The organism is Vibrio sp. ER1A (assembly GCF_000733315.1).
GTDB lineage: Bacteria > Pseudomonadota > Gammaproteobacteria > Enterobacterales > Vibrionaceae > Vibrio > Vibrio mediterranei.
On sequence record NZ_JPJA01000093.1, the window covers coordinates 199787 to 212904 of the forward strand.

At 44.8% G+C, this 13118-nt stretch carries 8 protein-coding genes; 5 read left to right on the top strand and 3 right to left on the bottom strand.

Annotated features, from left to right (window positions below):
* The 3 genes from HW45_RS22500 to mnmC all read right to left on the bottom strand — a co-directional run.
* Positions 1 to 743 (bottom strand): hypothetical protein (locus HW45_RS22500; protein WP_160171231.1); only part of this gene is annotated, 743 nt, incomplete at its 3' end.
* 7 nt (positions 744 to 750) lie between these two features.
* Positions 751 to 1812: an ABC transporter substrate-binding protein gene (locus HW45_RS22505; RefSeq protein ID WP_051868302.1), complete on the bottom strand. Its 1062-nt coding sequence runs from the start codon at positions 1810 to 1812 to the stop codon at positions 751 to 753.
* A 179-nt stretch (positions 1813 to 1991) separates the two neighbouring features.
* Entirely contained in the window at positions 1992 to 4001 is a 2010-nt protein-coding gene (gene mnmC / locus HW45_RS22510) for a bifunctional tRNA (5-methylaminomethyl-2-thiouridine)(34)-methyltransferase MnmD/FAD-dependent 5-carboxymethylaminomethyl-2-thiouridine(34) oxidoreductase MnmC (RefSeq protein WP_038229934.1), read from the bottom strand.
* Positions 4002 to 4176: 175 nt separating this feature from the next.
* Here mnmC and fabB point away from each other — a divergent pair, with 175 nt between their 5' ends.
* The 5 genes from fabB to truA all read left to right on the top strand — a co-directional run bounded on the left by fabB (position 4177) and on the right by truA (position 13068).
* Positions 4177 to 5388: a beta-ketoacyl-ACP synthase I gene (gene fabB, locus HW45_RS22515; RefSeq protein WP_006071332.1), complete on the top strand. Its 1212-nt coding sequence runs from the start codon at positions 4177 to 4179 to the stop codon at positions 5386 to 5388.
* Between the two features lie 232 nt (positions 5389 to 5620).
* Positions 5621 to 6766, top strand: a complete 1146-nt coding sequence (locus HW45_RS22520; RefSeq protein WP_038229936.1) for a 4-phosphoerythronate dehydrogenase — start codon at positions 5621 to 5623, stop codon at positions 6764 to 6766.
* Positions 6750 to 7763, top strand: coding sequence for an aspartate-semialdehyde dehydrogenase (locus HW45_RS22525; RefSeq protein ID WP_038229939.1), 1014 nt, complete (start codon positions 6750 to 6752; stop codon positions 7761 to 7763). The genes HW45_RS22520 and HW45_RS22525 overlap by 17 nt, the downstream gene beginning before the upstream one ends.
* Before the next feature lie 196 nt (positions 7764 to 7959).
* A complete protein-coding gene (locus tag HW45_RS22530; RefSeq protein WP_038229941.1) occupies positions 7960 to 12114 on the top strand; it encodes a FimV/HubP family polar landmark protein in 4155 nt (1384 codons plus the stop codon).
* Between the two features lie 150 nt (positions 12115 to 12264).
* A complete protein-coding gene (gene truA / locus HW45_RS22535) occupies positions 12265 to 13068 on the top strand; it encodes a tRNA pseudouridine(38-40) synthase TruA (RefSeq protein WP_038229944.1) in 804 nt (267 codons plus the stop codon).
* Positions 13069 to 13118 lie beyond the last annotated feature (50 nt).

The window sequence follows — 13118 nt, forward strand, 5'->3', positions numbered from 1 at the left end:
CGCGGGTGAATAGTTACTTCAATAGAATGTTTAAGTTGGTTCTGATGCTGCAATAGCTGACGTTCAGTTTTTTTCTGTGCTGCAATCGCATTACGAGAAGTATTGTTTAGGTTTTGTAAAGCGTGAGCGACATAGGATAGTTCATCTGTACGCTCTGTTAAATCTTGCGGTAGTTTCACTTTGCTTGAGGTTCTAGGACTAATATCTTTCGAAAGGCGATATAGATCCAAAAGTGGCGTCGTTATAAGCTTGCGAACAATATAGAGAATAACGACCAGAATAATAACGGCTTCGATAATGTTAAGTAAAAGTCCTAATGCGAGCTTAGATATCACTTCTTCTTGAATAATTTCATCGTCAATCATGTAAGAGATGTTGCCGAGGTAGCGACCGTTATATCGCAGTTCCAGTATTGAGGGGTTGGTTTTGATGTTTGGTGATAAATTAGCGTCCAAATAGGTACCATCGACACCTGTTAGACGAATGTTGCGAATGTAATCATCCTCACTAATGCTCAGCATAAGCTGTTGAAGTTGAGAGAGGTCTAAATCCCATAGCGACTCTGCAATGGGATAGGTGAGCGAGTGTACATGGACTCGAGTATGTTTGTTCACATTGTGTATTTCCTGTCGATAGTCGACATAGGCTTGAATGCTTACGTTTAAAAGCGCCAGAGCTCCCGTAACGATAATCAAAATAGTGATAATTTTGTTGCGGATGGACATAGCATTGAAGCGTTGCATCTATCGTTCACTCGCTTTTGACAACAAAAGGGTCGATTGGGTTGGCAAAAATGTCGATATTTTCGAAGTCTATGTTGTTCCATGCTTTGTTCTCAAGCGTAGAGAAAAGCTCAGAGGGGTAACGAATGATCTGGAATAGATTGAATTTGGTTCTTTGTGGCCAACGCTGGTCTTTCTGGTGATGGTGAATCTTAACCATTTGCAAGCCGACCGCAGTGAAGTGTCCACCGCCCAATGAAGTAATATGCCCATCTTTCAGCTCCGATAGTACTGCCTGTGAGGTGTTGATAGTGCTAATAAATACGTCGTTGCCTATACTGCGTCCCGCTTCGCTAATTGCTTTTTGAGCACCAAATGCCATGTGATCGTTGGCGGTCCAGATGTAACGGACTTTTGGATGACGTTTAAGCAGGACCTTGGTTTGTTCATAAGCCAGATCCTCTCGCCAATCTCCGTACACTCGCTGCGCAATCGTGGTGTGCTCTTGCTGCATCACAAATGCCATAGCTCCTGCTTCGCGATTGTTTGAGGCTGGAGTGTTTTTATCTCCTGACAGGATTACGAAGGCGCCTTGTTTATCCTTTCCTTTTTGATACAGATCTTTGGCAGTGAGATATCCGATATTAAAGTTATTGGGAAATACGCCAGGCATAAGCCGCGTATTCCATATTGGATCGGTTCGCAGCGTTTGTTTGTTTGAAGGGGAAAGGTCGTTAAGTACGAAAGAAACAAAGCAATTTGATTCAGATAGCATGTTCAATAATGCAAGGCCGTTGCTTTTTTCGTTAACGAGAACGACATAGTCGGGCTTGGGTAAAACTTGCATCCGTTCTGCAAGCAACTGTTGTGTCAGAATGTGGTCTCTATTGCCGTGAAGTATCTCCAAGGTTAAGCCCAGTGAGGATGCCGCTGCTTGAGCGTAGCCGTCAACGTCTCCCCAGAAGCTCTCTTCGGCAAAGCCTGGGTTAACGAATAGAACTCTTGTCGTGATGTTCTGGTTCGCACTCAACGCGAACGGGCTATGAATGATAAGCAAGCAGCATATCAACCAAATGGATCTCCAAATCATACTAACACTCCCTGTGTTAGAGAAAATTATGGGATTTAGATCACATTAAGTCGAATGGATTGGTTTGAATTTGTTGCAGATTATTCGAGTTTCTCATTTCTTGAACGCTTTTTTGGTTTTGAGATAGCAGAAATGAAAGGCATCAGCCACGAGGTAGGGCGTGGCTGATGTGGGTTTGCTTATAGGGATAAAGGTTTTGATTTTATGATTCGTTTTGCCCAAGCCCTAGCGGGATGCAGTTGTGATAAAACATCCACGGGTAGCGGAAGAGGATCACCGCAAATCTCAGAGGCTAATAGCTCAGCCAAAAGTGGCGCAGAACTCAGTCCTCTAGAGCCTAAACCGAGCATACAATATAAGCCGCCATAATTCGGAAGTTCAGTTAACGTGTTGTCGTCCTCCGAATAGGAGGCATCCAGCTTATCAAAATCACACACTTGACCAACGAAGGGTAAGTGATCTCGACTTACGGTGCGAATCCCCTGTCGTGACTGGTTATCTGAGGTGTCTACCTCATTTACCCATTCGACGTCTTGAATACAGTGTCTGAGTTTTTCTGCATTTTCGAACTGAGCTTGTTGATCAAATTGGTTATCGATGTGTTTTCGATCGTAGCTTGCGCCGATGCAATGGGTGCCTGTTTGTGGATTGTTTGGCGTCATGTAACCGTCATAACATAGCACCGACTTTAGCGATTTGAGCTTATCTGTCGTCTGAATATGGCTGACTTGTCCTTTTACCGCCGTAAGATGCAGTTTCTCTGTTTGTTTTATAGCACTGAATTTATGGCCATTAGCAACGATAACTGTGTCGAAGTGAGTTTGATGGATAGTGCCGTCAACGAGGATGACTTGCCACTTTCCGTCCTGCCCTTGTTTTAGCTCAGCTACTTCTAAATTAAAGTAAGCACTACTTTTTCCATCGTTTACACTACTTTGGATTAGACCTTGAGTGAGCTGGAATGGACATAACCAACCTCCGAGAGGGTAGTGAATGCTCGCATGCGGCGAAGGGAGGCCGATGGTCTCTGAGGTTTGTTCTGCATCCAACTTATGGATAAGCGCTGTCGGAAAGCCTCCTGACAACATACGTTCGAGTTTAGTAGCAGATTTTTCGTCCCACATCAGTTGCGTGACACCGCACCAGTCGTGGTCGTAAGGGATTGTGGTTGCTGCTTGCTCCGCAAACTGGCGGGCATAAATAAATGCTGGAGCAAACACTCTCGATACGCCTTTGTGTTCGCCGTTAAGAAGTGGGTAAACCGCACCTTGTTTGTTTCCGGATGCACCTTGAGCAGGTTCACTGTCTTTGCAAAATAGTTGACTGTGAATTCCTCGATTTGCTAACGCTTTTGTTAGGCAAGCACTGGCAATACCGCCACCAATGATGGCTACTTGTTCTGGTGTATTTAGATTTGGTCGATAATACAGTGAGTGATAGTTTGTGAATGGCATTTTCTGCGCGATTTGACCGACAATCATGTCACGCTTTGTGCCAAAACCTTTGGCTTTACGCATATCGAAACCAGCTTCGATTAAACCTCTTCGAACAAAACCTGCTGCCGTGAACGTTGCACAAGTACAATCTTGTTTACCGAGCTTAACCATGCCGTTAAACAGCTCTTGATTCCACATCTCTGGGTTCTTACTTGGCGCAAAACCATCTAAGAACCAACAATCTACTATACCTTCGTTTGGTGTGGGTACTAGCGGCATGCAGTCTTTTATATCGCCAAACCAGAGATCTAGCGTTATCGCGCCATCCGCTAAGACAATGCGATGACATTCCGGTACAGCCATAGGGTAATGTGCTTGCAACTGTTCGGCATAAGGAGCTAACTCCGGCCATGCTTGATGCGCTTTTTCTAGATCGGTTTTTGAGAGAGGGTATTTCTCAAAGCTAATAAAATGCAGTTCTTGAAGTGTCGAATCCGGATTGCTCATTCGGAACTGTTCGAACCATTGCCACACTGCAAGGAAATTGAGGCCGGTACCAAATCCGGTTTCAGCAATGACAAAACGTCGTTGTTCGAAATCCTGCCAACGCTCCGGAAGGCGATTTTGTTTCAAAAAAACGTAACGTGTTTCTTCTAACCCATTGACATTAGAGAAGTAAACATCGTCAAATTGGTCTGAAACTGGAGTACCCGACTCATTCCAGTCGAGTTGAGCGTGAGTGATGGAAGTCATAATATTGACACTTAACTTGTGTTATACCCGTTACTAGAAAGTTATCACAACTACAGTTATTAGGGCATCGATAGCATTTATTGGTGCGGATTGTACGAATTTATGGGAAAGCTGACCACTTATATCCTGTATCTTCGTTATCATTTAGCAGTTTTTGAATTTATAGGAAAGTCACATGAAACGAGTCGTAATTACCGGTATGGGTATTGTTTCGAGCATCGGTAACAACGTAGAAGAAGTTTTAGCGTCTCTAAAAGCAGGCCGTTCTGGTATTAACGCCTCTGAGCAGTTCAAAGAGATGGGCCTTCGTTCTCAAGTGTGGGGCGACCTGAAAATCAACCCAGCTGAGCACATTGATCGTAAAAAAATGCGCTTTATGGGTGATGCTGCGGCGTACGCTTATCTGTCTATGGAACAGGCAATTGCTGATGCGGGTCTAACAGAAGACCAAGTATCAAATGACCGCACGGGTATTGTTGCTGGTTCTGGTGGTGCGTCAGCACTAAACCAAACACTAGCGGTAGACACTATTCGCGAAAAAGGCGTGAAGCGTGTTGGTCCTTACATGGTACCTCGTACTATGTCTTCAACTGTTTCTGCATGTTTGGCGACTCCATTTAAAATCCGTGGTGTGAACTACACGATGAGTTCTGCATGTGCGACGTCGGCACACTGTATCGGCCATGCGATGGAACTGATTCAACTTGGTAAACAGGACATCGTATTTGCTGGTGGTGGTGAAGAGCTTGATTGGACTCAAACTATGATGTTTGATGCTATGGGCGCACTATCTACTAAATACAACGAAACACCAGAAAAAGCCTCTCGCACTTACGATGCAAACCGTGACGGTTTTGTTATCTCTGGTGGTGGCGGTATGGTTGTTGTCGAGGAGCTCGAGCATGCTCTAGCTCGTGGCGCGACTATCTACGGTGAAATCGTAGGTTACGGTGCAACTTCTGATGGCTACGACATGGTAGCACCATCTGGCGAAGGTGCGGTTCGTTGTATGAAGATGGCGATGCAAGATGTAGAAGTGATTGATTATGTAAACACTCACGGAACATCAACTCCTGTTGGCGACGTAAAAGAACTGGGCGCTATTCAAGAAGTATTCGGCGGCAATAGCCCTGCAATCTCAGCGACAAAAGCAATGACAGGTCACGCATTGGGAGCAGCTGGTGTTCATGAAGCAATTTATTCTGCGCTAATGCTACATCACAGCTTTATTGCACCAAGCATCAACGTTGAAGAACTGGATGAAGCAGCCCAAGGCCTAGATATTGTTACTGAAACTCGTGAACAAGAACTGAATACAGTGATGTCAAACAGCTTTGGCTTTGGCGGTACTAACGCAACGCTAGTATTGAAAAAGTATCAAGGCTAAGACTGGATAATCAGTTATTATGATTTCCAGAGCTGACCAGTGAAAATTGGTCGCAGACGCAAGTTTTAACTCCTGGAGAGCGGGTTAAAATCCTTTTGTTCTGGATATTGCCCAGCCATTATTGGCTGGGCATTTTTCTATCTAGGGAATTTGAAAAGAGTTCTCTCGACACTGTGGTGAAGATCTTGCACAATTCACGCCTAGGTAAGGACAACACCCTTTGGACAAAACAATGAAGATTATTGTTGATGAAGCAATGCCTTATGCTGTCGAATTGTTCGAGCAGCTAGGTGAAGTGATAGCGAAACCAGGACGTGAGCTAACTGCTCACGACCTTATTGACGTTGATGCGCTGATGATACGTTCGATCACAAAAGTGAATGAATCGTTGTTAGAAAAAGCGAACAAATTGAAATTTGTCGGTACAGCAACAGCAGGCATGGATCATGTTAATCAAGCATTGTTGCAACAGCGTGGTATCTTTTTCACTGCTGCGCCAGGTTGCAATAAGGTTGGCGTTGCGGAATACGTGATCAGTAGCTTGATGGTTATTGCTCAGCAACAAGGCTTCTCTATTTTTGATAAAACAGTGGGCATTGTTGGCTGTGGTCAAGTCGGAAGCTATCTCCAAAAATGTTTACAAGGTATTGGTATTAAGGTTCTGCTCAACGACCCTCTTAAGCAGCAACAAGGCGACAGCCGTGAATTTACCGACCTAGATGTACTATTAGAGCAATCTGATGTCATCACTATGCACACGCCAATCACACGAGATGGTGAATTTCCCACTCACCATTTAATCGATGAAGCGCGTTTAAACAATTTTAGATCTGACCAAATCTTAATAAATGCAGCACGAGGTCCTGTGGTGGATAATGCTGCTCTAAAGCAGCGACTACTTAAGAACGATGGGTTTACTGCTGTTCTTGACGTGTTTGAGTTTGAACCAGTAGTTGATTTCGACCTGCTTCCTCTGTTAACGTTCGCGACCCCTCATATTGCAGGCTATGGTTTAGAGGGCAAAGCTCGCGGTACCACGATGATCTTCAATAGCTATTGTGAATTTTTGCAGCTATCTGAACGTGCTAACCCAGATGCTTTATTACCTATTGCACCCATTCCACAAATTACATTAGATAGAGAGTGGAATGAAGCGACACTGCATAGCATGACTCAAATCATCTATGATGTACGCAAAGACGACGCAATTTTCCGCCGTGAAATTCACAATGAAGGCGGCTTTGATAAAATGCGCAAAAATTATTGGGATAGGCGTGAATATGGCGCCATCCTTGTTAAGGGTAGCGATTCATGCAATTTAGCACCTTTAGCAGAACTAGGATTTCAAATCGAGGTAACCAATGAGCCAACAATTTAATATTGCTGTATTTGGAGCAACCGGCGCTGTAGGTGAAACTATGGTGGAAGTGCTTCAAGAACGCGAATTTCCAATGGGTGACATTTACTTGCTGGCTAGCGAGCGTAGTGAAGGTAAAACTTATCGCATTAATGGTAAAACCGTTCGAGTAGAGAATGTAGAAAACTTTGATTGGTCTCAGGTTCACATCGCACTGTTCTCTGCTGGTGGTGAGCAATCAGCTAAGTGGGCACCAATTGCAGCTGATGAGGGTGTAGTCGTTATCGATAACTCCTCAAACTTCCGCTATGAGTATGATGTTCCTTTGGTTGTCCCGGAAGTTAATCCAGAAACGATTGCTGAGTTCCGTAACCGTAACATTATCGCTAACCCAAACTGTTCAACTATTCAAATGTTGGTTGCATTGAAGCCTATTCATGACGCAGTAGGTATTGACCGTATTAATGTCACGACGTATCAGTCAGTGTCTGGCGCGGGTAAAACAGGTATTGATGAGCTAGCGGGTCAAACCGCAATGCTACTAAATGGCAAACCGGTTGAAAATAAAGCATTTAGCCAGCAAATCGCATTTAACTGTATTCCACAGATTGACCAGTTTATGGACAACGGCTACACCAAAGAAGAAATGAAAATGGTGTGGGAAACTCAGAAGATTTTCAATGATGCGAGCATCATGGTGAACCCAACGTGTGTTCGAGTTCCAGTATTCTACGGCCATGCTGAGGCGGTACACTTAGAAACTCGTGCACCAATTTCAGCGGAAGAAGTGACGCAACTGTTAGAACAAACGGACGGTATTGAAGTATTCCATGGTGAAGATATGCCAACTCAAGTTCGTGATGCGGGTGGCAAAGACCACGTTATGGTTGGTCGTATTCGCAATGACATCAGTCACCACAGCGGTGTCAACCTTTGGGTAGTGGCAGACAACGTCCGTAAAGGCGCTGCGACGAATGCGGTGCAAATCGCAGAAGTGTTAATTCGTGATTACTTCTAAACTCGTTACGTTCAATTTAAGTTGATAATTAAAGGCCTCTTGTTAGAGGCCTTTGTTCTGTATAGTGTGACAAAATTGGTACGAATATCATGCTTGAATCATGTTTTTTCAAGGCTGAGCTATAGTTTTGCAGTGATTATCCGATATAGTACCAAGATTAGATTTGTATTTTTTATCGCAGACAGCTGAGCCTTCCATGCATCATTTTTTAAAGCCTTTGCTGGTGACACTTGCACTAGCAGGAGCGACGACTTCTTTTTCTATCAGCGCTGATACTATTCGATTAACTGGTCCTAACGGTGAAGCTCTGGCTGCGCCACAGTTTTCACAGCCAATTCGTAATCAAGTTACTCCAGATTCTGAAACGCCTGCTCGCTATTATGGGCCCACTAAAGTCGACGAAACTCTTTGGTCGATTGCAAGTCGATTTAAACCAGCAGACGCTACCGTACAACAAACGATTTACGCCTTTTATCAACTCAACCCTGCTGTATTTGAGCAAAACAATATTCATAAGCTGGTACCTAACAGCGAGCTACGCATCCCGTCTGACGCTCAAATCAATCGTGTCGATTTACAAGAAGCCTTAGCCGTACTTGCTGCCCATCAAAATAAACTCAATTCAACAGCGACACAGAGACAGGCCAAGGTGGTCGCTGAATCAAAACCTGAGGTAAAACCGACTGATGTGAAACCAACGGTTGAAACTTCGGCGACAACCAAATCAGTTCCTTCGCAAGTCACGAACGAAAAAGTTTCGGACATCAAACCTCAGAAAGGTTTAGAGCAAGTTATCCCAGCGGCGAAAGGCTTAATTGAGTCGGGTGAGATTAAGCCGCCAGCACAAGAGCTAACTCAAAAGCTTCAGGAAGAGTTGACGCGTTCAGAAAGTGAATTGCTTTCCCTAGAAGAGCGTAATCATCAATTGAGGTTGATGTTGTCAGAAGTCCAAAATGAAGTGGAAGTTCTAAAAACTGAAGTTAGCAACGAAGAGCGTATTCGTACAGAGGTTGAGCGACAGCTCAGTGAAGAGAAACGCAAGCAAGCAGAGATGGCAAGGCTTGCGCCGAGCAAGTTGGATACTTGGTTAGCTAAGCCTTGGTTTGTTGCCTTATTAGCATTTGTTCCTGCATTGCTGATCGGCTTGTTGGTAATGATGGTTTTACGATCTCGTAAGCAAAAGACGCAGAATGCTAGTAATCAAGAAGCCAATATCTCAACCCCGTCTTCTGATGTTGCGGTAGCGACTGCCGGTGTTGCTACTGCAGCTGTTGCGGTTGATGCTCTGGATGATGATAACCCGTTCTCGGATGACCTGCTTGCCGGGATTGAGGAAGATGATGACAGTAGCCAATTAGAGGTAGAGCAACAGCCAGAAGATGATATCTTCGCCGATTTGAATGATAGCGATCTTGATTTCAATTTAGACGATGATGAAGAAGACCCGTTTGCCAGTATCGATGAAGATGGTGAACTGGATATCGGTTTTGTTGATCTTGACGCGAGTAATAACGGCATCAGCGTTAAAGATGGTGAAAAGGCATTAGGTCTTGAAGAAATGGAACGTGCACTCAACGATGTTGCAGTTCCAGATGGAGAAGATGACCTCGATTTAAACTTGTCTGATACAGATTCAGAGCCTGTTTCTCAACAAGAGCTCGACGATCTATTCGCTGATTTTAACGGCACGTCTAGTACTGAAATGGCTGACCTTGATTCGGAGGAACCTGAAAACTCACTAAATCAAGCGGACATGGACGAGTTACTTGCGGGTGATAGCTTTGATCTAGAAAGTGATGGTGACTTCAATCTGGATGATCTTGATATTGAGACGGATAATGAAACCGCATCAGAGATGACACCAGAGCAAGCAGATGAACCTGTTGACAATGCCGATATTGATGACCTTTTTGCCCAGTTCTCACAAATAGACGCAACGCCTGAAGCGCCACAGTCTAATATCTCTGAACTGGCACAAGACGAAGAAATCACGCTTCTAGACGATATGCTGGACGAGGATTTTGAGCTGTCTGATTTGGATGATTCTGATCTAATGCTCGATGAAATAGTCGATGCTGATGAGAAAGAAGCCACTGACAAGGAGTTTGAATCTTCCGAGAATTTAGACCTAGATGACGTCACTTTACTGGCAGATGAAGACTTAGAGCTTGATGAAAACAATACCGACTTACTTGATGAGTTACTGTTTGAAAGTACGTTAGGCGATTCAGCCTCTGATGAGAAACAAGCTGTTGATCTTGACCCGTTTGCCTCTGACGACCTAATCGGCGCAGATATTGATTTAGATAGTGAGATCGAAGACAGCAAACTTGAACTTTCTGACCTTGAGCCATCAAACTTTGAGTCTTCAACAGTAGAAGCCGAATCTCCACTAGCACAACAGCCTGAGAATGACGACGTAATGGCTGTGGCAGAAAGTACTGATGTAGAAGAAAGTGCAGATGTAGATAGGTTGGTCGAAGAGAGTACGGCTGTCGCAGCGCAAAATGTAACTGAAGAGCAGCGCTTAGAGGATGACCTCGATCTGGCATTAGATGCTGAGTTGCTACCAGCTACTGCTGAGGCTGAGCAAGTCAATATGGAAGAGCTAGATTCGATGGGTCTGTCTTCATCTTCGCAAGATCCTGCCGGCGAAGCACAATCTCAAGTGGAAGAGCCATCAACATTAGATGACTTAGATAATAATGTTCCTGACGTTGATTCTATTTCAGATGAACAAGGCATTGCTGAACCGTCGTTATCGTCAAGTTTTGAAAGCGAAGTTTCGCAAGAGAACGAGCGACATCACGAGGCGCATCAGCAACAAACGTCAGCCAGTGACAATGCGAGTACTGCATTTGAAGATGAGTTCGACTTCTCTCCTGAAATTGAAGGGGTAGGAGAGTCGGACACAGTGCCGCGTGATGATTCGCAAGAACAGAAAGAACTTGAAGCTTTGATGGCGAATGAGTTTGGAATTCCTCAAGATGATGATTGGTTGATAGATGATGAGAATACTCCATCAACTGCGCTAGAAGCCGAAGTGGCGGAATCATCTCAAGAGCAAGAGTCTGACGATGACTTTTTAGCCAAAGCTTTGCAAAGTGAATATAACGAAGAAAATGCTTTCGCCGATGCAGAGGGTGACGCTGAGGATACCTTGCAGCCGGATTCGGAACTGGCTGCCGATTTTGCTATGGCCGATGATGAACTGCCTGAGTATAGCGAAGAAGATGCGCTTGCTGATGTGTTGGCAGGACAACCAATAGAGCAAGAGGCGTCTGAGCCTAGCGATGTTAGCGAAGCGGAGATTGAAGCTGTACTTCATGACATTGAATTGCCAGAAGAGGTAGAGGTTGCCCACAACACAGAGAGTGACATTGAAACTGCCCCTCAATCAGATGCTACTCAAACGGTGCCGGAACGAGAACCGATTGAAGAGTTTGATTTTCCTGATTACACCGAAGAGGACGCGTATGCGGATAGCGCGCAAGCAGAGCCTGAGCTTGTTCATGAGCCTTCGGCTCAGGATGAGTTCACCGATGGCGCTATTTCGCTAGAGGATCTACCGGAATACGATGAGTCACAAGCTGCGGAGGATATGGCGTCGTCCGCTTCTGAACGAGAGCCGAGTTTTGCAGTTGAGCAAGACATGGTAGGTGAAACATTAGATCACTCAGAAATTGATGCTCTAGCAGATGCTTTTTCTATGGTAGACATGTCAGCTATAGAGCAAGAAGGTCAGCTTGGGGAGTTGCTGCAAGAGGGCGAGCAAGCGTTCTCAAATATTAGCCCTGTTGACCAAACAACGGCGGATAGTGCTGGGATGGATTTGGGTGTGATGCTGCAAGATTCTCCAGACCAAGAAGGTGGTGAAGACTGGAATGGTTTCTCATTGACTGACGAGCAGCGAGCATCGATCGATCACCAAATCCCAGATGAAGAACAGGAAATTTGGAACAATACTCATGCTGGTTCTTTAGCTGATGCCAGTGAAGAGGATTGGGCTTCCCAAGACCCTGTTGCCGACTTTGAGGACAGCGCAGATCAATTTATGACGATTGATGAGCTGATGGCACAGGTCGACGATAATGCTTCCAGTGATGAGGAAGAAGAGTTGAAGTTGGATGTGGGATTGGATGAGTTCCCTGATGTCATTGGTCCAATTACCGAAGTCGATGTTGATTCGGATTCCGAAGCCGCAGGTAACCTCGACCTTGCCAAGATCTACATCGAAATGAACGATTTCGAGGGTGCGGTGAAATTACTTGAGAAAGCGCTACTAGAAGGTAGTGGCAATATTCAATCAGAAGCAAAGGCCTTGCTGGCTAAGCTTTCCGAATACCAGTAAGTAAAAGTGATGTAAAACGGCGGTTGAATGACCGCCGTTTTTGCTTTTACGCTTTGATGACAAAGGATTCACCACCTGCGGGTTTATACCTTTATGAGTTGGGTATATACTTTGCCCCCTTTGAAAATTGACAGATAGACAGAGAAAACGATGAAAGTTGCATTAGGTATCGAATATAACGGTGCAAACTACTACGGTTGGCAAAGACAAAGAGACGTCTCCAGTGTGCAAGAAGAACTGGAGAAAGCGCTATCGATCGTTGCAAATCAACCGGTAGAAGTACAGTGTGCTGGTCGAACAGATGCTGGTGTGCATGGCACTGGGCAAGTGGTTCATTTTGAGTCTTCTGTCATTCGTAAGCCAGCTGCCTGGACCATGGGCGTGAATGCGAATCTTCCTAAGGATATCGCTGTGCGTTGGGCAAAAGAAGTCCCTGAAGAGTTTCATGCTCGTTTTTCGGCGACCGCTCGACGCTATCGTTATGTGATCTTTAACCACGCATTGCGACCTGGCATTTTGTCTTCTGGTATTAGTCATTATCATGGCGAACTTGATGCAGAAAAAATGCACCAAGCAGGTCAATATTTGCTGGGCGAAAACGACTTTACCTCATTTAGAGCGGTTCACTGTCAGTCTCGAAGCCCATGGCGTAACATCATGCACCTCAATGTTTCTCGTCATGGACCGTATGTTGTGATTGATATCAAAGCGAATGCCTTTGTTCATCATATGGTGCGTAATATCACTGGCAGCCTGATTGTGGTGGGTAAAGGTGAGCAGCCACCAGAGTGGATTGAATGGCTATTGCAGCAGAAAGATCGCAAGCTAGCTGGCGCAACGGCAAAAGCTGAAGGCCTGTATTTGGTCGATGTGGATTATCCAAGTGAGTACCAGCTCCCAGAAGCACCAATTGGTCCACTATTTTTGCCGAATGATTTGAACTCTGGTTGGTAATTGTACTCGAAAATCAGTAGAGACTTTCGGCGTTACAAATATTTATGGCA

Excerpts from the sequence above, each read along its gene's own strand:
- HW45_RS22520 (WP_038229936.1), top strand. The coding sequence starts at position 5,621 with ATGAAGATTATTGTTGATGAAGCAATGCCTTATGCTGTCGAATTGTTC.
- mnmC (WP_038229934.1), bottom strand. The coding sequence starts at position 4,001 with ATGACTTCCATCACTCACGCTCAACTCGACTGGAATGAGTCGGGTACT.
- HW45_RS22530 (WP_038229941.1), top strand. The coding sequence starts at position 7,960 with ATGCATCATTTTTTAAAGCCTTTGCTGGTGACACTTGCACTAGCAGGA.
- fabB (WP_006071332.1), top strand. The coding sequence starts at position 4,177 with ATGAAACGAGTCGTAATTACCGGTATGGGTATTGTTTCGAGCATCGGT.
- truA (WP_038229944.1), top strand. The coding sequence starts at position 12,265 with ATGAAAGTTGCATTAGGTATCGAATATAACGGTGCAAACTACTACGGT.
- HW45_RS22505 (WP_051868302.1), bottom strand. The coding sequence starts at position 1,812 with ATGATTTGGAGATCCATTTGGTTGATATGCTGCTTGCTTATCATTCAT.
- HW45_RS22525 (WP_038229939.1), top strand. The coding sequence starts at position 6,750 with ATGAGCCAACAATTTAATATTGCTGTATTTGGAGCAACCGGCGCTGTA.